The sequence below is a fragment of the Streptomyces catenulae genome, from assembly GCF_000718015.1.
Lineage (GTDB): Bacteria > Actinomycetota > Actinomycetes > Streptomycetales > Streptomycetaceae > Streptomyces > Streptomyces catenulae.
In genome coordinates this window covers 1-18,037 of the sequence record NZ_JODY01000013.1, presented here as the reverse complement: position 1 = coordinate 18,037, position 18,037 = coordinate 1, and the positions used below count along the sequence as shown (strand labels likewise).

Sequence of the window (18,037 nt, the reverse complement as noted above, 5' to 3'; positions counted from 1 at the left end):
GATGGCGAAGAAGGCTCTGATCGCGAAGGCTGCTCGCAAGCCCAAGTTCGGTGTGCGCGCCTACACCCGCTGCCAGCGCTGTGGCCGCCCGCACTCCGTGTACCGCAAGTTCGGCCTCTGCCGCGTGTGCCTTCGTGAGATGGCTCACCGTGGCGAGCTGCCGGGCGTGACCAAGAGCTCCTGGTAATCCCCCAGTTGGGATGACCCGGAAGCTCTCGGTAAGCATCCGGTCGGCAGGCGCCCCGCCCTTCGTCCCGTAGGGTAGAAGGGTTGGGCGCCCCGCCGCCCGAGACCGACCGTGGGCACCATGCCCGCATAACGTCGCTTACTACGCCGTAGGTCCCCGTGCCGCACCCGTCCCGACTCGGATCGGGGAGAGGGATGGCACATATAGGAAACCCCGGCGAGAGAGGCCGAAGGCCAATTCATGACCATGACTGATCCCATCGCAGACATGCTGACCCGTCTGCGTAACGCGAACTCGGCGTACCACGACACCGTCGTGATGCCGCACAGCAAGATCAAGTCGCACATCGCGGAGATCCTCCAGCAGGAGGGTTACATCACCGGCTGGAAGGTCGAGGACGCCGAGGTCGGCAAGAACCTCATCCTCGAGCTGAAGTTCGGCCCGAACCGCGAGCGTTCGATCGCCGGCATCAAGCGCATTTCGAAGCCGGGCCTGCGTGTCTACGCAAAGTCCACCAACCTGCCGAAGGTCCTCGGCGGCCTGGGCGTGGCGATCATCTCCACGTCCCACGGTCTCCTGACCGGCCAGCAGGCCAGCAAGAAGGGCGTGGGTGGGGAAGTCCTCGCCTACGTCTGGTAATCAGGGAACGGAGGAAAAGCTAATGTCGCGTATTGGCAAGCTGCCCATCCAGGTTCCCGCTGGTGTGGACGTCACCATCGATGGCCGCACGGTCAACGTGAAGGGTCCCAAGGGCTCCCTTTCGCACACCGTCGCCGCGCCCATCGAGGTCGCCAAGGGTGAGGACGGCGTCATCAACGTCTCCCGCCCGAACGACGAGCGTCAGAACAAGGCCCTTCACGGCCTGTCCCGCACGCTGGTGGCGAACATGATCACCGGCGTGACCGCGGGCTACAGCAAGGCGCTCGAAATCAGCGGTGTCGGCTACCGCGTCCAGGCCAAGGGCTCCAACCTGGAGTTCTCCCTGGGCTACAGCCACCCGATCCTCGTCGAGGCGCCCGAAGGTATCTCCTTCAAGGTCGAGTCCCCGACGAAGCTCAGCGTCGAGGGCATCGACAAGCAGAAGGTCGGCGAGGTTGCGGCGAACATCCGCAAGCTGCGCAAGCCTGACCCGTACAAGGCCAAGGGCGTCAAGTACGCCGGCGAGGTCATCCGCCGCAAGGTCGGAAAGGCTGGTAAGTAAGCCATGGCATACGGTGTGAAGATCGCGAAGGGTAACGCCCGCAAGGGTGCCGCCCTCAAGCGGCGCCACATCCGCATCCGTAAGCGGATTTCGGGTACGCCGGAGCGTCCGCGTCTGGTCGTGACGCGCTCCAACCGCGGTATCACCGCCCAGGTCATCGACGACATCGCGGGCCACACGCTCGCGTCGGCGTCGCACCTGGACGCGTCGATCCGTGGCGGCGAGGGCAGCAAGGGCGACCAGGCCAAGCAGGTCGGTTCCCTGGTCGCCGAGCGCGCCAAGGCCGCCGGCGTCGAGGCCGTCGTGTTCGACCGCGGTGGCAACCAGTACGCCGGGCGCATTGCCGCTCTGGCGGACGCCGCCCGCGAAGCCGGGCTGAAGTTCTAAGCCCCGGTTCCGGAGCTAGCGGACGTAACAGAGAGAGGTAAATCCAATGGCTGGACCCCAGCGCCGCGGCAGCGGTGCCGGTGGCGGCGAGCGGCGGGACCGGAAGGGTCGCGACGGTGGCGCTGCCGCCGAGAAGACCGCATACGTTGAGCGCGTTGTCGCGATCAACCGTGTCGCCAAGGTTGTCAAGGGTGGTCGTCGTTTCAGCTTCACCGCGCTGGTCGTGGTGGGCGACGGTGACGGCACCGTAGGTGTCGGTTACGGCAAGGCCAAGGAAGTTCCGGCTGCCATCGCCAAGGGCGTGGAAGAGGCCAAGAAGAACTTCTTCAAGGTCCCCCGTATCCAGGGCACCATCCCGCACCCCATCCAGGGCGAGAAGGCTGCGGGCGTCGTCCTGCTCAAGCCGGCTTCCCCCGGTACCGGTGTGATCGCCGGTGGCCCGGTGCGCGCCGTTCTGGAGTGCGCGGGCATCCACGACGTCCTGAGCAAGTCGCTCGGTTCGTCGAACCCGATCAACATCGTGCACGCCACGGTGACCGCGCTTCAGGGCCTTCAGCGCCCCGAGGAGATCGCGGCCCGTCGTGGCCTGCCGCTGGAGGACGTTGCTCCCGCAGCCCTGCTGCGTGCGCGTGCCGGGGTGACTGCGTAATGCGCATCAAGATCACCCAGACCAAGTCCTACATCGGTAGCAAGCAGAACCACCGCGACACGCTGCGCACGCTCGGCCTCAAGCGGCTGAACGACAGCGTCGTCCGGGAGGCCCGCCCCGAGGTCGTCGGCATGGTGCACACCGTCCGTCACCTCGTGACGGTTGAGGAGGTCGACTGACATGGCGGAGCAGAACCCGCTGAAGGTCCACAACCTCCGTCCTGCCCCGGGCGCCAAGACCGCCAAGACCCGTGTGGGTCGTGGTGAGGCGTCCAAGGGTAAGACCGCTGGTCGTGGTACCAAGGGCACCAAGGCCCGTTACCAGGTTCCGGAGCGCTTCGAGGGTGGGCAGATGCCCCTCCACATGCGCCTCCCGAAGCTGAAGGGCTTCAAGAACCCCGCCCACAAGCAGTTCCAGGTCGTGAACCTGGAGAAGCTGGCCGCGCTCTACCCGCAGGGTGGCGAGGTCACGGTGGCCGATCTGGTCGCCAAGGGCGCGGTGCGCAAGAACGAGCTCGTCAAGGTCCTGGGCCAGGGCGAGATCTCCGTGGCGCTGCAGGTGACGGTGGACTCCGTCTCCGGCTCCGCCAAGGAGAAGATTGCCGCTGCCGGCGGCACCGTCACCGAACTCCTCTGAGTTCGTTGGTTCAACTGACCGGGGATGCCCATCGTTTGGGGCATCCCCGGTTGGTCGTTCCACGGGGGTACGGTCGCCGGTAAGGTGGCCTGCCGGTGCAACTTTTTAACGGGGGAAGCACCGGACCCCCGCCGCACGGCCCCGGCTGTGCGGCGTTTCAGGCCGCTTTTATTCGTCGATCCTCAAGACCGTCACCTCTCGCCCGTCCGGCGGGGGGCGCAGGAGGCACCGTGCTCACCGCGTTCGCCCGAGCGTTCAAGACGCCCGACCTGCGCAAAAAGCTGCTGTTCACGTTGGGCATCGTCGTGCTCTACCGGATCGGTGCCCATGTCCCGATCCCCGGGGTGAACTACGCGAACGTCGAGACCTGCATGAAGCAGGCCGGCGGCAACAGCGGATTGTTCGCCCTGGTGAACATGTTCAGCGGTGGTGCGCTGCTGCAGATCACGATCTTCGCGCTGGGGATCATGCCGTACATCACGGCGAGCATCATCCTCCAGCTGCTGACCGTCGTCATTCCCCGGTTGGAAGCCCTCAAGAAGGAGGGCCAGACCGGCCAGGCGAAGATCACCCAGTACACCCGCTATCTGACCGTCGCGCTGGCGATCCTGCAGGGCACCGGCCTGGTGGCCACCGCCCGCAGCGGCGCCCTCTTCAACGGCTGCCCGGTCGCCAGCGAGATCGTGCCGAGCGACTCGATCTTCACCACCATCACCATGGTCATCACGATGACCGCCGGTACCGCGGTGGTCATGTGGCTCGGTGAGCTGGTCACCGACCGCGGCATCGGCAACGGCATGTCGATCCTGATGTTCATCTCGATCGCCGCCGGTTTCCCGGGCGCCCTCTGGCAGATCAAGACCACCGGCAAGCTCGCCGACGGCTGGGTCGAGTTCTTCGCGGTGATCGCCGTCGGCCTCGCGATGGTGGCCCTGGTGGTCTTCGTCGAGCAGGCGCAGCGCCGGATTCCGGTGCAGTACGCGAAGCGCATGATCGGGCGCCGTTCTTACGGCGGTACGTCCACGTACATCCCGCTCAAGGTGAATCAGGCGGGTGTGATTCCCGTCATCTTCGCGTCGTCCCTGCTCTACATTCCGGCCCTGATCGCGCAGTTCAGCGGCTCGGACGCGGAGTGGGCCCGGTGGATTTCCACGAACTTCACCAAGGGAAACCACCCGGTTTACATCGTTACGTACTTCTTGTTGATCGTGTTCTTCGCCTTCTTCTACGTGGCGATCTCCTTCAACCCCGAAGAAGTTGCCGACAACATGAAGAAGTATGGTGGCTTCATCCCGGGTATCCGGGCTGGTCGCCCGACGGCCGAGTACCTCAGCTACGTGCTCAACCGGATCACGTGGCCGGGCTCGCTGTACCTGGGGCTGATCGCACTCGTACCAACAGTGGCGTTGGTGCTGTTCAACGCGAACCAGAACTTCCCGTTCGGCGGGACGAGCATCCTGATCATCGTGGGTGTGGGTCTGGAGACCGTGAAGCAGATCGAGAGCCAGCTTCAGCAGCGCAACTACGAAGGGTTCCTCCGCTGATGCGAATCGTCCTCGTCGGACCCCCGGGAGCCGGTAAGGGTACGCAGGCCGCGTACCTCGCCCGGAACCTTGAGATCCCGCACATCTCCACGGGTGACCTGTTCCGCGCCAACATCAGCCAGGGCACGCCCCTCGGCGTCGAGGCCAAGTCCTACATGGACGCCGGCAACCTCGTCCCGGACTCGGTCACCATCCGGATGGCCGAGGACCGCATGGAGCAGGCCGACGCGGCCGGGGGCTTCCTGCTGGACGGGTTCCCGCGCAATCTCGGCCAGGCCGAGGCGCTCGACACCTACCTCAAAGGCAAGGGCATCTCGCTGGACGCGGTGCTCGACCTGGAGGTCCCCGAGGACGAGGTCGTCAAGCGGATCGCCGGCCGCCGGATCTGCCGGAAGAACTCCGCGCACGTCTTCCACGCCGAGTACAGCAAGCCGAAGACCGAGGGCGTCTGCGACGTCTGCGGCGGCGAGCTGTACCAGCGCGACGACGACCACGAGGACACGGTGCGTAAGCGCCTGGAGGTCTACCACTCGGAGACCGAGCCGATCATCGACTACTACAAGGCGCAGGAACTCGTCGTGACGATTCCCGCCCTCGGCAAGGTCGAAGAGGTCACGCAGCGGGCGATGTCCGCGCTCGGACGCGGCGAGTAACCTCCGCGTACGCTTCGATACGGCCGCGGTGCCCTGCCCAGGGCGCCGCGGCCGTATCGTATGGAGGGGCGGGCGCGCCCGCGCGGCGGTCGGCCGTGCGAATGACGCGGTTGTCGGCACAGTCGGTTCAGGAAGGCGTTACCCGCCATGGTGGAGATCAAGACCCCTCAGCAGATCGCCAAGATGCGCGAGGCGGGGCTGGTGGTCGCCGCCATCCATGCCGCGACCCGCGAGGCGGCGGTGCCGGGGGCGACCACCCGCGATCTGGACGAGGTGGCCCGCAAGGTCCTGGCGGAGCACGGCGCGAAGTCGAACTTCCTCGGGTACGGCGGTTTCCCCGCGACGATCTGCACGTCGGTGAATGACGTCGTCGTCCACGGCATCCCGGACGACGAGACGGTGCTGCAGGACGGCGACCTCATCTCCATCGACTGCGGCGCGATCATCGAGGGCTGGCACGGCGACGCCGCGTACACCGCGTTCGTCGGCTCCGGTCACTCCGCGGAGCTGGTCGAGCTGAGCCGGGTGACCGAGGAGTCCATGTGGGCCGGGATCGCCGCGGTCGCCAAGGGCAACCGGCTGATCGACATCTCCAAGGCGATCGAGGGCTACATCCGCCGCCAGCCGCGCCCGTCCTGCGGGAAGTACGGCATCGTCGAGGAGTACGGCGGCCACGGCATCGGCTCGCAGATGCACATGGACCCGCATCTGCTGAACTACGTCGACCGCAAGCGTGGCCGCGGTCCGAAGCTGGTGCCCGGGTTCTGCATCGCGATCGAGCCGATGGTCAACCTCGGCACGCACAAGACGCACGTCCTGGACGACGAGTGGACGGTCAAGACGAACGACGGCGGCTGGTCCTCGCACTGGGAGCACTCGGTGGCGCTGACCGAGGAGGGTCCGCTGGTGCTGACCGCGGTCGACGGTGGCAAGGCGAAGCTGGCCGAGCTGGGGGTCACGGCGGCGCCGGACCCGCTCGCGGGGGCCTGACCGCGGGGCTCGGCCCGGGTTTCGTGCGAAGGAAGTGCGACGGTCCGCGGGGCGATGGCGTAAGGATCTCCCCGGGTGGGCAATAATCGTGGATTCGTCTTTTCGGGGGCACTGACGTAGACTGACGCGTCGGCTCTCGTGCATCCGTGTGCCTGCCTTCAAGGTAGGCGTCATTTTTGACATGCCGCGCGGACACTTCGAGAGTTGATCAAGGTAGCCGATTCGAAAGGCGAAGCGTGGCCAAGAAGCAAGGTGCCATCGAGATCGAGGGCACCGTGATCGAGTCTCTGCCGAACGCGATGTTCAAGGTGGAGCTCCAGAACGGTCACAAGGTCCTCGCGCACATCAGCGGCAAGATGCGGATGCACTACATCCGTATCCTCCCCGATGACCGGGTCGTGGTGGAGCTCTCTCCGTACGACCTGACGCGTGGCCGGATCGTCTACCGCTACAAGTAGATCTTGTCGAAGCCCCGCTCCGTCGGGGTGACGGCACTGACCCGGAGAACCTCACACCCATGAAGGTCAAGCCGAGCGTCAAGAAGATCTGCGACAAGTGCAAGGTGATCCGCCGCCACGGTCGGGTCATGGTCATCTGCGACAACCTGCGCCACAAGCAGCGCCAGGGCTGACGCACGCCGACCACCTGCATTTCGCAGTTCGCGCGACGCACGTAATTCGTACATACGCAGACACCCGACCCCCGCGTCTTTCGCGTGGGACGAAACCCCCGGCTCGGAGGCCGGGGCCCGGCTCGTAATTCAGCTGAGTCTTACGGGAACGGTGCTGCGGAAGACCTCCGAATAGCCATCAGGAGCCACATCAATGGCACGCCTCGCAGGCGTTGATCTCCCGCGCGAAAAGCGCGTCGAGGTCGCCCTCACCTATGTCTTCGGCATCGGGCGCACGCTGTCGCAGCAGACCCTCGCCGCCACCGGCGTGGACCCCAACACGCGGGTTCGCGACCTGGGCGAGGAGGACCTGGTCAAGATCCGCGAGTACGTGGACAACAACCTCAAGACCGAGGGTGACCTCCGTCGCGAGATCCAGGCCGACATCCGCCGCAAGGTCGAGATCGGCTGCTACCAGGGTCTGCGTCACCGTCGTGGCCTTCCGGTCCACGGTCAGCGCACCAGCACGAACGCCCGTACCCGCAAGGGCCCGCGTCGCGCGATCGCCGGCAAGAAGAAGCCGGGCAAGAAGTAGTCCTCAGCAGGACGCACTGCGGTTCCGTCTTTCCGGACCGCAGAAGTCAGCGGTCTTCGCTGTAGGACCGACCACCTCCATTAGGAGAATTTCATGCCTCCGAAGGGCCGTACGGCCGGCGCCAAGAAGGTGCGCCGCAAGGAGAAGAAGAACGTCGCCCACGGGCACGCTCACATCAAGAGCACGTTCAACAACACGATCGTTTCGATCACCGACCCGACCGGCAACGTGATTTCCTGGGCCTCGGCCGGTCACGTGGGCTTCAAGGGTTCGCGTAAGTCGACTCCGTTCGCCGCGCAGATGGCTGCCGAGTCGGCCGCCCGTCGCGCGCAGGAGCACGGCATGCGCAAGGTCGACGTGTTCGTCAAGGGTCCCGGCTCCGGCCGTGAGACCGCGATCCGCTCCCTTCAGGCCACCGGCCTCGAGGTGGGTTCGATCCAGGACGTCACCCCGACTCCGCACAACGGCTGCCGCCCTCCCAAGCGCCGCCGCGTCTGACCCACTGAAGTAGGAGACAACTAGACAATGGCGCGTTACACCGGGGCCGACTGCAAGCGTTGCCGTCGGGAGAAGCAGAAGCTCTTCCTCAAGGGGAGCAAGTGCGAGAGCGCGAAGTGCCCGATCGAGATCCGTCCTTACCCCCCGGGTGAGCACGGTCGCGGGCGCACCAAGGACAGCGAGTACCTGCTCCAGCTTCGTGAGAAGCAGAAGTGCAGCCGTATCTACGGTGTCCTTGAGAAGCAGTTCGTGAACTACTACAAGGAAGCGAACCAGAAGACCGGCAAGACCGGTGAGAACCTTCTGCGCATCCTTGAGACCCGCCTCGACAACGTGGTCTACCGGGCCGGCTTCGCCAAGTCCCGCGACCACGCCCGTCAGCTGGTGCGTCACGGACACATCAACGTGAACGGCCGCAAGACCGACATCCCGTCGGCCCGCGTCGCCGTGAACGACATCATCGAGGTCCGCGAGGGCTCCCGCAGCCTGACCCCCTTCGAGGTGGCCAAGGCCGAGGGTGGCGAGAAGACCGTTCCGGCGTGGCTGGAGGCGATCCCGTCGAACCTCCGGATCCTCGTGCACAGCCTGCCCGAGCGCCAGGTGATCGACACCCAGGTGCAGGAGCAGCTGATCGTTGAGCTCTACTCCAAGTAAGTAGGGCGAACAAGGCTCGGGCGGCACAGGTTCTACGGAACCGCGTGCCGCCCGTACCCTTGTCAGCAGAGGGCGTCAAATAGCGGGCGCCCACGACTGAAGGAACACACATGCTTATCGCTCAGCGTCCGTCGCTGACCGAAGAGGTCGTCGACGAGTACCGCTCCCGGTTCGTGATCGAGCCCCTGGAGCCGGGCTTCGGTTACACCCTCGGTAACTCCCTCCGCCGTACGCTCCTCTCCTCGATCCCGGGTGCGGCGGTCACGTCGATCCGTATCGACGGTGTCCTGCACGAGTTCACCACCGTGCCGGGCGTCAAGGAGGACGTCACCGACCTCATCCTCAACATCAAGCAGCTGGTCGTCTCCTCGGAGCACGACGAGCCGGTCGTGATGTACCTGCGCAAGCAGGGCCCCGGTCTGGTCACCGCCGCCGACATCGCGCCCCCGGCCGGTGTCGAGGTCCACAACCCGGACCTGGTCCTGGCGACCCTGAACGCCAAGGGCAAGCTGGAGATGGAGCTGACCGTCGAGCGCGGTCGCGGCTACGTCTCCGCGGTGCAGAACAAGCAGGTCGGCCAGGAGATCGGCCGGATCCCGGTCGACTCGATCTACTCGCCGGTCCTCAAGGTCACCTACAAGGTCGAGGCGACCCGTGTCGAGCAGCGCACCGACTTCGACAAGCTGATCGTCGACGTCGAGACCAAGCAGGCCATGCGCCCGCGCGACGCCATGGCGTCGGCCGGTAAGACCCTGGTCGAGCTGTTCGGTCTCGCCCGCGAGCTGAACATCGACGCCGAGGGCATCGACATGGGCCCGTCCCCGACGGACGCCGCGCTCGCCGCCGACCTGGCGCTGCCGATCGAGGAGCTGGAGCTCACCGTTCGGTCGTACAACTGCCTCAAGCGTGAGGGCATCCACTCGGTGGGCGAGCTGGTGGCCCGCTCCGAGGCGGACCTGCTCGACATCCGCAACTTCGGTGCGAAGTCGATCGACGAGGTCAAGGCCAAGCTCGCGGGCATGGGCCTCGCGCTGAAGGACTCGCCCCCCGGGTTCGACCCGACCGCCGCCGCCGACGCCTTCGGCGCGGAGGACGACGCGGACGCGGGGTTCGTGGAGACCGAGCAGTACTGATTTGGCTGGGGCGACCCAGAGGATCGCAACGTCGAGACCGAGCAGTACTGAGCCGCTCGGGACCTGCGGTTCCGTTCTTGCTGCGGGTCGGCTGTGGCCGGTCGCGCAGTTCCCCGCGCCCCTCTTTGCGAGGGGCGCGGGGTCTCCGACAGACGTCCGTCTGCTCGGATACTGACCTCGGTACCTGATACGGCCGGGGCAGACACCTAGGAGAAACACCATGCCGAAGCCCACCAAGGGTGCCCGTCTGGGCGGTAGCGCGGCGCACGAGCGTCTCATGCTGCGCAACCTGGCCACCGCGCTCTTCGAGCACGGCCGCATCACGACGACCGAGGCCAAGGCCCGCCGTCTGCGTCCGTACGCCGAGCGTCTCGTGACCAAGGCGAAGAAGGGTGACCTGCACAACCGTCGTCAGGTCATGCAGTTGATCTCGGACAAGGGTGTCGTGCACACGCTGTTCACCGAGATCGCCCCGCGGTTCGAGAACCGCCCGGGTGGTTACACCCGCATCACCAAGATCGGTGCGCGCCGTGGCGACAACGCCCCCATGGCCGTCATCGAGCTGGTGGAGGCGCTGACCGTGGCCCAGGAGGCCACCGGTGAGGCCGAGGCCGCCACCAAGCGTGCGGTCAAGGAAGACGCGCTGAAGAAGGACGCCGCCGAGGCGACCGAGGCGCCGGCCGAGGAGTCCAAGGACGCCTGAGGCCGCTGAGTCCGCGGACGGGTCCGTTCCCTTCGGGGAGCGGGCCCGTTCCGTTTGCCGTGCTCTGAGAGGATCGACGGGTGAGCGATGAGGTGGAGCCCGGGCGCGTCCGGGTGCGGCTGGATCTTTCGTACGACGGGGCGGAGTTCTCCGGCTGGGCGAAGCAGCGCGAACGGCGCACCGTCCAGGGCGAGTTGGAGGCGGCGCTGCGGACGGTGACCCGTTCCGGCGAGACGTACGAGCTGACCGTGGCCGGGCGGACGGACGCCGGGGTGCATGCGCGCGGGCAGGTGGCGCATGTGGATCTGCCCGCGGAGCTGTGGGCCGAGCACGGGGAGCGGCTGCTGCGGCGGCTGGCGGGGCGGCTGCCGAAGGACGTCCGGGTGTGGCGCGCCGCCGAGGCGCCGTACGGCTTCAACGCGCGGTTCTCGGCGATCTGGCGGCGGTACGCGTACCGGGTCACCGATCACCCCGGGGGAGTGGACCCGCTGCTCCGCGGCCATGTGCTGTGGCACGACTGGGCGCTCGACGTGGACGCGATGAACGCGGCGTCGCGGGCGCTGCTGGGGGAGCACGACTTCGCGGCGTACTGCAAGCGGCGGGAGGGGGCGACGACGATCCGGACGCTCCAGGAGCTGAGCTGGGTGCGGGACGCGGACGGGATCGTCACGGCGACGGTGCGGGCGGACGCGTTCTGCCACAACATGGTGCGGTCGCTGGTCGGCGCGCTGCTGTTCGTCGGCGACGGGCACCGGCCGGTCGACTGGCCGGGCAAGGTGCTGGCCGCGGGCGTGCGGGACTCGGCGGTGCATGTGGTGCGGCCGCACGGGCTGACGCTGGAGGAGGTCGGCTACCCGGCCGACGACCGGCTGATGGCGCGGAACCTGGAGGCCCGGAACCGGCGGACGCTGCCGGGCGCCGGGTGCTGCTGAGCGGTGGGGGCCGGGGCCCTGCGGGGCGCCGGGGCGTGAGCGGGTCGGTGTCCGGGGCCTGACCTGCGGCGGGGCGCGAGCCGACCGGTGCTCCGGGTTCGGCCCGCGGCGGGGCCGGGGCGCGGAGGCGTCCGGCCCGTGCCGCGTCAGCTCTGCTGTTGCTGTTCCCGGGCGGCCTGTGCGGCCTGGTCCTTGCCGCGCTGGATGATCCGGGCGAAGGCGTAGGACTCGCCGTCGCGGCCGATCTGGAGGGCCGGGGCGGACTTCTGGGTGACGCGGGTGCCGTCGAGGTATCCGGCGATGGTGAAGTACGCGTAGCGGCCGGTGGCGTTGGCGGTCATCCGGCAGGCGGTGCCGCGGCAGAACGCCTCGCCGACGTGGCCGCCGGCGAGCGGGGCGAGGTTGCCCTTGGCCTTCGCCTTGACGCCTTCGGCGGCGTCGGCGGACTCCAGCGCGGCGATGCCGATGGTGACCGCGACGCCGTCCTTGGCGTAGGTGGCGCGCAGCAGCGTCTGGCAGCCGCTGTGCTTGAGCAGCGAGCCGAGCGCGCCCTGCGTACCGGCGGTGCAGTCCTTCGACGCGGACTGCGCGGTGCGCGGGTAGGTGTGCTCGCCGATGACCATCGCCTTGTCGGGGAAGAGGGCGGCGGTGGTCAGCGGGGCGCGGTCCTTCGTCCGGTCGGTGATGTAGTCCCGCGGGTTGGGCGGCGGGGGGACCGAGACGTCGGAGAAGGACGGATGCGGTTCGGGGGCGCCGGAGCCGGAGGCGGTGACGTCCTTGGGCGGCTTGTTGTCGGAGCCGCCGGTGAGGACCATCGCGGTCGCGACGATGCCCGCCACGGCGAGGGCGGCCAGCGCCCCGCCGCCGATCATCAGCCAGCGCTTGCGCCGGGCGCCCGCCTCGCTCCGCTCGGCGAGTGCCTCCCAGTCCGGGGTGGACCCGGACCCCCCTGGGCCGTCGAACGGCCCCCCATGCCCAAAGCTCATGCCGCGCATCCTAACGACCCGGGGTGTGCGCGCGGTCACGGCTCCCGGACCGTAATCGGGTTGGGGAATGCGGGGCCGGGCGGCGACAATCCGGTCCATGGGACATGTGGAGGCCGGGCATCTGGAGTACTACCTGCCGGACGGGAGGGTGCTGCTCGGGGACGTCTCGTTCCGGGTCGGCGAGGGTGCGTCCGTGGCGCTGGTGGGGGCCAACGGCGCGGGCAAGACGACGCTGCTGCGGCTGCTCGCCGGGGAGCTGACGCCGCACGGTGGCGCGGTCACGGTCGGTGGCGGCCTCGGCGTGATGCCGCAGTTCGTGGGGTCGGTACGGGACGAGCGCACCGTGCGTGACCTGCTGGTCTCCGTGGCGTCGCCGCGGCTGCGGACGGCCGCACGGGCGGTGGACGCGGCCGAGGAGGCCGTGATGACGGTCGACGACGAGGCCGCGCAGATGGCGTACGCGCAGGCGCTCAGCGACTGGGCGGAGGCGCGCGGCTACGAGGCCGAGACGGTCTGGGACATGTGCACCACCGCCGCGCTGGGGATGCCGTACGAGAAGGCGCAGTGGCGGCTGGTGCGGACGCTCTCCGGCGGTGAGCAGAAGCGGCTGGTGCTGGAGTCGCTGCTGCGCGGCACCGACGAGGTGCTGCTGCTGGACGAGCCGGACAACTACCTGGACGTGCCGGGCAAGCGGTGGCTGGAGGAGCAGCTGCGGCAGACGAAGAAGACGGTGCTCTTCGTCAGCCACGACCGGGAGCTGCTGGCGCGCGCCGCCGACAAGATCGTCAGCGTGGAGCCGGGGCCCGCCGGGTCGGACGTGTGGGTGCACGGCGGCGGCTTCGCGACGTACCACGCGGCGCGCAAGGAGCGCTTCGCCCGCTTCGAGGAGCTGCGGCGGCGCTGGGACGAGAAGCACGAGCAGCTGAAGAAGCTGGTGCGGAATCTGCGGCAGGCGGCGGAGAACAGCCACGACATGGCCTCGCGCTACCACGCGGCGCAGACCCGGCTGCGGAAGTTCGAGGAGGCAGGTCCTCCGCCGGAGCCGCCGCGGGAGCAGGAGATCACCATGCGGCTGCGCGGCGGCCGTACCGGCGTCCGCGCCGTGACCTGCACGGACGTGGAGCTGACCGGGCTGATGAAGCCGTTCTCGCTGGAGGTCTTCTACGGCGAGCGGGTCGCGGTGCTGGGCTCGAACGGCTCCGGCAAGTCGCACTTCCTGCGGCTGCTGGCCCAGGACGCGGAGCGCCCGGTCGCGCACACCGGGCAGGTGAAGCTGGGCGCCCGGGTGGTGCCCGGGTACTTCGCGCAGACCCACGCCCACCCGGAGCTGACCGGCCGCACCCTGCTCGACATCCTCTGGACGGAGCACGCCAAGGACCGCGGCGCCGCGATGAGCGCGCTGCGCCGGTACGAGCTGGAGCGTCAGGCGGAGCAGCGGTTCGAGCGGCTGTCGGGCGGGCAGCAGGCGCGGCTGCAGATCCTGCTGCTGGAGCTGGCGGGCGCGACGGCGCTGCTGCTGGACGAGCCGACCGACAACCTCGACCTGGAGAGCGCCGAGGCGTTGCAGGAGGGGCTGGAGGCGTACAGCGGGACGGTGCTGGCGGTGACGCACGACCGCTGGTTCGCCCGCGCCTTCGACCGCTTCCTGGTCTTCGGGGCGGACGGGGTGGTCCGGGAGTCGGCGGAGCCGGTGTGGGACGAGGGCCGGGTGGCCCGGGAGCGGTGAGGACGGCCGGTCGGTACGGGGCCGGTCGGGCGCGGGGCCGCGGCCCGTGCGGGGCCCGGCCGGGGGCCGTGGGGTGGCCGGTCCGGGGCTCCCGGAGTCGTCCACCGGTTCGAGCCGCGTTTTGACCCGGCCGGGTGCGGGCCGGTATTCTGCCAGTTCGTTATGCGTATTGGCTTGCTCTATCTCACGTGAGGGGCCCTTACGCCGGCCACCGGGCCGATGAACCGGCGGCGGACGATCGGGTTGCGTCACCCGTAGCGCCGCAGTGCCGGTCCGATCGACCGAGGTGCCAGTACAGGACCCCGTCTCCTGAGTCTCCTCCGGGAGGCATGGGTGACCCCATCACTGAAGAAGCGAAGGCTACGACCGTGCGTACGTTCAGCCCCAAGCCCGGCGATGTCCAGCGCCAGTGGCACGTCATTGACGCGCAGGACGTTGTCCTGGGCCGTCTGGCCTCTCAGGCCGCGTCCCTTCTGAGGGGCAAGCACAAGCCGGTGTACGCGCCGCACGTTGACACCGGTGACTTCGTCATCATCGTCAACGCCGACAAGGTGCACCTGTCCGGCAACAAGCGCAGCCAGAAGCTGGCCTACCGCCACTCCGGTTTCCCCGGTGGTCTGCGCTCCGTCCGGTACGACGAGCTGCTCGACAAGAACCCCGAGAAGGCCGTCGAGAAGGCCATCAAGGGCATGCTCCCCAAGAACACCCTCGGCCGTCAGATGCTCTCGAAGCTGAAGGTCTACGCGGGCGCCGAGCACCCGCACGCTGCTCAGCAGCCGGTCCCGTTCGAGATCACCCAGGTCGCGCAGTAAGTCCGGCCACCCCCTAAGACGAAAAGAATCTGAGGAGCATCGTGGCCGAGACCACTCCCGAGAACGTCATCGAGAACGAGGACGTCGTCGAGGAATACACCACCGAGACCGAGGTCGTGGAGGGTGAGTACACCTCCGAGTCCCTCGCCTCCCGCTTCGGCGACCCGCAGCCGGCCGCCGGCCTGGGCCGTCGCAAGAACGCCATCGCCCGCGTCCGGATCGTTCCGGGCACCGGTCAGTGGAAGATCAACGGTCGCACCCTTGAGGGCTACTTCCCCAACAAGGTGCACCAGCAGGAAGTCAACGAGCCCTTCAAGGTGCTCGAGCTCGACAACCGCTACGACGTGGTCGCCCGCATCTCCGGCGGCGGCATCTCCGGCCAGGCCGGTGCGCTGCGTCTGGGCGTCGCCCGTGCGCTGAACGAGGCGGACGTCGAGAACAACCGCGGCACCCTGAAGAAGGCCGGGTTCCTCAAGCGTGACGACCGTGCGGTCGAGCGCAAGAAGGCCGGTCTCAAGAAGGCCCGCAAGGCGCCGCAGTACAGCAAGCGCTAATCGCGCGCGCTGCGCTCGCAGCTCTTTCCCGTACGCCCCGGTGGCACTTTCCGTGCAGCCGGGGCGTTCGGCTATCCGGGACCGGTGCGTTATGCAGGCGTCCGGGGGGCGTATACCTGGACGCAATGCCTGGTTCAAGCTCATCTATGCGGAGGACACCAGTGGGACGACTCTTCGGAACGGACGGGGTGCGCGGTGTCGCCAATGCGGATCTGACGGCGGAGCTGGCGCTCGGTCTGTCGGTCGCTGCGGCGCACGTACTCGCAGAGGAGGAGTCGGGGCACGGCCGCGCCCTGGAGGGGCGGCGGCCGGTGGCCGTCGTCGGGCGGGATCCGCGGGCCTCGGGTGAGTTCCTGGAGGCGGCGGTCGTCGCCGGGCTGGCGAGCGCCGGGGTGGACGTGCTGCGGGTGGGCGTGCTGCCGACCCCGGCGGTGGCGTATCTGACCGGGTCGCTCGGCGCGGACCTCGGCGTGATGCTCTCCGCGAGCCACAACCCGATGCCCGACAACGGCATCAAGTTCTTCGCCCGCGGCGGCCACAAGCTCGCCGACGAGCTGGAGGACCGCATCGAGCGGACGTACCGGGCGCATGCCTCCGGTGAGCCGTGGGAGCGGCCGACCGGCGCCGGGGTGGGCCGGGTGACCGTCTACGACGAGGGCTTCGACAACTACGTCGCGCACCTCGTCGGGGTGCTGCCCAACCGTCTCGACGGGCTGAAGATCGTCATCGACGGGGCGCACGGTGCGGCGGCGCGGGTCTCGCCGGAGGCGTTCGCGCGTGCCGGTGCGGACGTCGTCACCATCGGCGCGGACCCGGACGGTCTCAACATCAACGACGGCTGCGGCTCGACCCATCTGGGGCTGCTGCGTGCCGCGGTCGTCGAGCACGGCGCCGACCTGGGGGTGGCGCACGACGGCGACGCGGACCGCTGCCTGGCCGTGGACCGCGCGGGCAACGAGATCGACGGCGACCAGATCCTCGCCGTCCTCGCGCTCGGGATGCGGGAGGCGGGGACGCTGCGGAAGAACACCGTTGTCGCCACCGTCATGTCCAACCTGGGCTTCAAGCTGGCGATGGAGCGGGCCGGGATCGACATGGTGGCGACCGCGGTCGGCGACCGGTACGTCCTGGAGGAGATGAAGGGCCAGGGCTTCGCGCTGGGCGGCGAGCAGTCCGGGCACGTCATCGTGCTGGACCATGCGACCACCGGCGACGGCACGCTCACCGGTCTGATGCTGGCCGCGCGGGTCGCCGCGACGGGCCGGAGCCTGGGCGAGCTGGCCGCCGTGATGGAGCGGCTGCCGCAGGTGCTGATCAACGTCCCCGACGTCGACAAGTCGAAGGTCGCCACCTCCCCGGCGCTGACCGCGGCGGTGGCCGAGGCCGAGCAGGAGCTGGGCGCGACCGGGCGGGTGCTGCTGCGGCCGTCCGGTACGGAGCCGCTGGTGCGGGTGATGGTCGAGGCGGCCGACATCGAGCAGGCGCGGGCGGTCGCGGAGCGGCTGGCCGACGCGGTGAAGTCGGCGCTGGGCTAGCCCGCCCCCGTATGCATGGCTGTGCCCCCGGTCGCTCACTGCGGCCGGGGGCACGGGTGTTTTTCGGGGGCGGTCAGAGGGACGGGCCGTAGTCGCGGCACTCCGGGGTGAAGTGCGGGTCGTTCGGGCCGAGGACGTTGACGACGTTCTGGAGGGTGGGGCCGTCGAGGAAGAGACCGGCGTGGCCGACCTCGTCGTCGGGGCACTGGTCCTGGAGCGTGAGGTTCGTGACGTCGGGGCCGTGCAGGAAGCCGTTGGTGTACGGGGTGACGACGGTGTCCTTTCGGGTGGCGATCACGACGTAGCGGACGCCGGGCACGGTGTCGCCGTCCTGCCACAGCTCCTTCTGGAAGGCGGAGTCGGCCTCCTGCTGCTTGAGGCCGGTGAGGCCGGTGGTGTCGAGGAGGTTGTTGACGAAGCCGAGGGCGTTCATCTGCCGGCCGAGGGTGAGGAGGCCGTCGAGGGTGGTGCCGTGGTTGCTGGGGGCGAGGCCGACGAGGGTGTGGACCTTCGCGGCGCCGCCCAGCCGCTTGAGGTAGTAGTGCGGCATCATGCCGCCCTGGGAGTGGCCGACGATGTCGGCCTTGGGTGCGCCGGTGGCGGCGAGGACCTTGTCGACGAAGGCGGCGAGCTGCCGTGCCGAGTCGCCGATGTCGGTGAGGCCGCCGACCCGGCCCGCCGACAGGGCGTTCATGCCGTAGTTGAGCGCGTAGACGCAGTAGCCCTCGTTGGCGAGGGTGGGGGCGAGGGCGACCCAGTTGGCGCCGGCGTCGGCGAGGGTGCCGTGGGCGAGGACGACCGGGTAGGGGTGGGCGGCGCTCGGCCTGCAGTTCCAGTCGTTGGCGCCTTCGACGGTGTCCGGGCTGAAGAGGAAGTGGTGGACGGCGGTGCGCAGGTCGCCGATGGGCAGGGCGGCGGCCTTCGCGGGGGCTTTCGGGGCCGGGGCGGGGGTGGCCCGGGCGGGCGTGGCGAGGGCGAGTCCGGCCGCGGTGAGGCAGAACGCGAGGGCGGCGGCGACGCGTCGGCGCAGCGGGCGGCGGGGGGTCCGGTGG

Annotated in this window: 24 protein-coding genes; 22 read left to right on the top strand and 2 right to left on the bottom strand. The window is 68.8% G+C overall.

All coding sequences use genetic code 11. The features are described from left to right. Position 1 precedes the first annotated feature (1 nt). From IF23_RS0113985 to truA, 18 genes are all read left to right on the top strand, one after another. On the top strand, positions 2-187 hold the full coding sequence (locus IF23_RS0113985; RefSeq protein WP_003956452.1) for a type Z 30S ribosomal protein S14: 186 nt from the start codon (positions 2-4) through the stop codon (positions 185-187). Between the two features lie 240 nt (positions 188-427). After that, positions 428-826, top strand: coding sequence for a 30S ribosomal protein S8 (gene rpsH / locus IF23_RS0113980; protein ID WP_004571835.1), 399 nt, complete (start codon positions 428-430; stop codon positions 824-826). Positions 827-848: 22 nt separating this feature from the next. Continuing rightward, positions 849-1,388 (top strand): 50S ribosomal protein L6, encoded by a 540-nt coding sequence (rplF, locus tag IF23_RS0113975; protein WP_030283443.1) that lies wholly within the window; start codon positions 849-851, stop codon positions 1,386-1,388. Positions 1,389-1,391: 3 nt separating this feature from the next. Beyond that, positions 1,392-1,775 (top strand): 50S ribosomal protein L18, encoded by a 384-nt coding sequence (gene rplR / locus IF23_RS0113970; protein ID WP_030283441.1) that lies wholly within the window; start codon positions 1,392-1,394, stop codon positions 1,773-1,775. Positions 1,776-1,821: 46 nt separating this feature from the next. Continuing rightward, on the top strand, positions 1,822-2,424 hold the full coding sequence (gene rpsE, locus IF23_RS0113965; RefSeq protein WP_006604888.1) for a 30S ribosomal protein S5: 603 nt from the start codon (positions 1,822-1,824) through the stop codon (positions 2,422-2,424). Next, positions 2,424-2,603 carry a 50S ribosomal protein L30 gene (gene rpmD, locus IF23_RS0113960; RefSeq protein WP_030283440.1) on the top strand — a complete coding sequence of 60 codons (180 nt, stop codon included), beginning with the start codon at positions 2,424-2,426 and terminating at the stop codon, positions 2,601-2,603. Before rpsE ends, rpmD begins: the two co-directional genes overlap by 1 nt. Before the next feature lies 1 nt (position 2,604). Further along, positions 2,605-3,060, top strand: coding sequence for a 50S ribosomal protein L15 (gene rplO / locus IF23_RS0113955; RefSeq protein WP_030283439.1), 456 nt, complete (start codon positions 2,605-2,607; stop codon positions 3,058-3,060). Positions 3,061-3,290: 230 nt separating this feature from the next. Further along, positions 3,291-4,604, top strand: coding sequence for a preprotein translocase subunit SecY (gene secY, locus IF23_RS0113950; protein WP_030283438.1), 1,314 nt, complete (start codon positions 3,291-3,293; stop codon positions 4,602-4,604). Further along, a complete protein-coding gene (locus IF23_RS0113945; RefSeq protein WP_030283437.1) occupies positions 4,604-5,257 on the top strand; it encodes an adenylate kinase in 654 nt (217 codons plus the stop codon). Before secY ends, IF23_RS0113945 begins: the two co-directional genes overlap by 1 nt. Before the next feature lie 147 nt (positions 5,258-5,404). After that, entirely contained in the window at positions 5,405-6,247 is an 843-nt protein-coding gene (gene map / locus IF23_RS0113940) for a type I methionyl aminopeptidase (protein WP_030283436.1), read from the top strand. 236 nt (positions 6,248-6,483) lie between these two features. Further along, complete coding sequence (gene infA / locus IF23_RS0113935; RefSeq protein WP_003956442.1) at positions 6,484-6,705, top strand: translation initiation factor IF-1; 222 nt, start codon at positions 6,484-6,486, stop codon at positions 6,703-6,705. A gap of 59 nt (positions 6,706-6,764) precedes the next feature. Continuing rightward, positions 6,765-6,878, top strand: a complete 114-nt coding sequence (rpmJ, locus tag IF23_RS0113930; protein ID WP_003956441.1) for a 50S ribosomal protein L36 — start codon at positions 6,765-6,767, stop codon at positions 6,876-6,878. Between the two features lie 193 nt (positions 6,879-7,071). Next, positions 7,072-7,452 (top strand): 30S ribosomal protein S13, encoded by a 381-nt coding sequence (rpsM, locus tag IF23_RS0113925; protein WP_030283435.1) that lies wholly within the window; start codon positions 7,072-7,074, stop codon positions 7,450-7,452. A 93-nt stretch (positions 7,453-7,545) separates the two neighbouring features. After that, positions 7,546-7,950, top strand: coding sequence for a 30S ribosomal protein S11 (gene rpsK, locus IF23_RS0113920; protein ID WP_004571845.1), 405 nt, complete (start codon positions 7,546-7,548; stop codon positions 7,948-7,950). A gap of 27 nt (positions 7,951-7,977) precedes the next feature. Next, positions 7,978-8,604, top strand: a complete 627-nt coding sequence (gene rpsD, locus IF23_RS0113915) for a 30S ribosomal protein S4 (RefSeq protein WP_030283434.1) — start codon at positions 7,978-7,980, stop codon at positions 8,602-8,604. Positions 8,605-8,714: 110 nt separating this feature from the next. After that, positions 8,715-9,737: a DNA-directed RNA polymerase subunit alpha gene (locus IF23_RS0113910; protein ID WP_030283432.1), complete on the top strand. Its 1,023-nt coding sequence runs from the start codon at positions 8,715-8,717 to the stop codon at positions 9,735-9,737. A 220-nt stretch (positions 9,738-9,957) separates the two neighbouring features. Then, on the top strand, positions 9,958-10,440 hold the full coding sequence (gene rplQ / locus IF23_RS0113905; RefSeq protein WP_030283430.1) for a 50S ribosomal protein L17: 483 nt from the start codon (positions 9,958-9,960) through the stop codon (positions 10,438-10,440). 80 nt (positions 10,441-10,520) lie between these two features. Then, a complete protein-coding gene (gene truA / locus IF23_RS0113900) occupies positions 10,521-11,372 on the top strand; it encodes a tRNA pseudouridine(38-40) synthase TruA (protein WP_030283429.1) in 852 nt (283 codons plus the stop codon). 146 nt (positions 11,373-11,518) lie between these two features. Here the strand turns inward: truA and IF23_RS0113895 are convergent, their stop codons facing one another. Then, on the bottom strand, positions 11,519-12,358 hold the full coding sequence (locus IF23_RS0113895) for a hypothetical protein (RefSeq protein WP_037678170.1): 840 nt from the start codon (positions 12,356-12,358) through the stop codon (positions 11,519-11,521). 97 nt (positions 12,359-12,455) lie between these two features. On the opposite strand from IF23_RS0113895, the gene IF23_RS0113890 reads away from it, so the two are divergent. From IF23_RS0113890 to glmM, 4 genes are all read left to right on the top strand, one after another. Continuing rightward, complete coding sequence (locus IF23_RS0113890; RefSeq protein WP_030283424.1) at positions 12,456-14,084, top strand: ABC-F family ATP-binding cassette domain-containing protein; 1,629 nt, start codon at positions 12,456-12,458, stop codon at positions 14,082-14,084. Between the two features lie 368 nt (positions 14,085-14,452). Next, on the top strand, positions 14,453-14,896 hold the full coding sequence (gene rplM / locus IF23_RS0113885; RefSeq protein ID WP_030283422.1) for a 50S ribosomal protein L13: 444 nt from the start codon (positions 14,453-14,455) through the stop codon (positions 14,894-14,896). Positions 14,897-14,937: 41 nt separating this feature from the next. Continuing rightward, positions 14,938-15,450, top strand: coding sequence for a 30S ribosomal protein S9 (rpsI, locus tag IF23_RS0113880; protein ID WP_030283420.1), 513 nt, complete (start codon positions 14,938-14,940; stop codon positions 15,448-15,450). A gap of 161 nt (positions 15,451-15,611) precedes the next feature. Continuing rightward, positions 15,612-16,985, top strand: a complete 1,374-nt coding sequence (gene glmM, locus IF23_RS0113875) for a phosphoglucosamine mutase (protein ID WP_030283418.1) — start codon at positions 15,612-15,614, stop codon at positions 16,983-16,985. Positions 16,986-17,058: 73 nt separating this feature from the next. On the opposite strand, the gene IF23_RS0113870 is transcribed toward glmM, so the two are convergent. Continuing rightward, a partial coding sequence (locus IF23_RS0113870) for an esterase/lipase family protein (RefSeq protein WP_342667922.1) occupies positions 17,059-18,037 on the bottom strand: 979 nt, incomplete at its 5' end.

Coding starts and splice junctions, on each gene's coding strand:
- IF23_RS0113985 (WP_003956452.1), top strand. CDS start 2: ATGGCGAAGAAGGCTCTGATCGCGAAGGCTGCTCGCAAGCCCAAGTTC.
- rpsH (WP_004571835.1), top strand. CDS start 428: ATGACCATGACTGATCCCATCGCAGACATGCTGACCCGTCTGCGTAAC.
- rplF (WP_030283443.1), top strand. CDS start 849: ATGTCGCGTATTGGCAAGCTGCCCATCCAGGTTCCCGCTGGTGTGGAC.
- rplR (WP_030283441.1), top strand. CDS start 1,392: ATGGCATACGGTGTGAAGATCGCGAAGGGTAACGCCCGCAAGGGTGCC.
- rpsE (WP_006604888.1), top strand. CDS start 1,822: ATGGCTGGACCCCAGCGCCGCGGCAGCGGTGCCGGTGGCGGCGAGCGG.
- rpmD (WP_030283440.1), top strand. CDS start 2,424: ATGCGCATCAAGATCACCCAGACCAAGTCCTACATCGGTAGCAAGCAG.
- rplO (WP_030283439.1), top strand. CDS start 2,605: ATGGCGGAGCAGAACCCGCTGAAGGTCCACAACCTCCGTCCTGCCCCG.
- IF23_RS0113945 (WP_030283437.1), top strand. CDS start 4,604: ATGCGAATCGTCCTCGTCGGACCCCCGGGAGCCGGTAAGGGTACGCAG.
- map (WP_030283436.1), top strand. CDS start 5,405: ATGGTGGAGATCAAGACCCCTCAGCAGATCGCCAAGATGCGCGAGGCG.
- rpmJ (WP_003956441.1), top strand. CDS start 6,765: ATGAAGGTCAAGCCGAGCGTCAAGAAGATCTGCGACAAGTGCAAGGTG.
- rpsM (WP_030283435.1), top strand. CDS start 7,072: ATGGCACGCCTCGCAGGCGTTGATCTCCCGCGCGAAAAGCGCGTCGAG.
- rpsK (WP_004571845.1), top strand. CDS start 7,546: ATGCCTCCGAAGGGCCGTACGGCCGGCGCCAAGAAGGTGCGCCGCAAG.
- rpsD (WP_030283434.1), top strand. CDS start 7,978: ATGGCGCGTTACACCGGGGCCGACTGCAAGCGTTGCCGTCGGGAGAAG.
- IF23_RS0113910 (WP_030283432.1), top strand. CDS start 8,715: ATGCTTATCGCTCAGCGTCCGTCGCTGACCGAAGAGGTCGTCGACGAG.
- rplQ (WP_030283430.1), top strand. CDS start 9,958: ATGCCGAAGCCCACCAAGGGTGCCCGTCTGGGCGGTAGCGCGGCGCAC.
- IF23_RS0113895 (WP_037678170.1), bottom strand. CDS start 12,358: ATGAGCTTTGGGCATGGGGGGCCGTTCGACGGCCCAGGGGGGTCCGGG.
- IF23_RS0113890 (WP_030283424.1), top strand. CDS start 12,456: ATGGGACATGTGGAGGCCGGGCATCTGGAGTACTACCTGCCGGACGGG.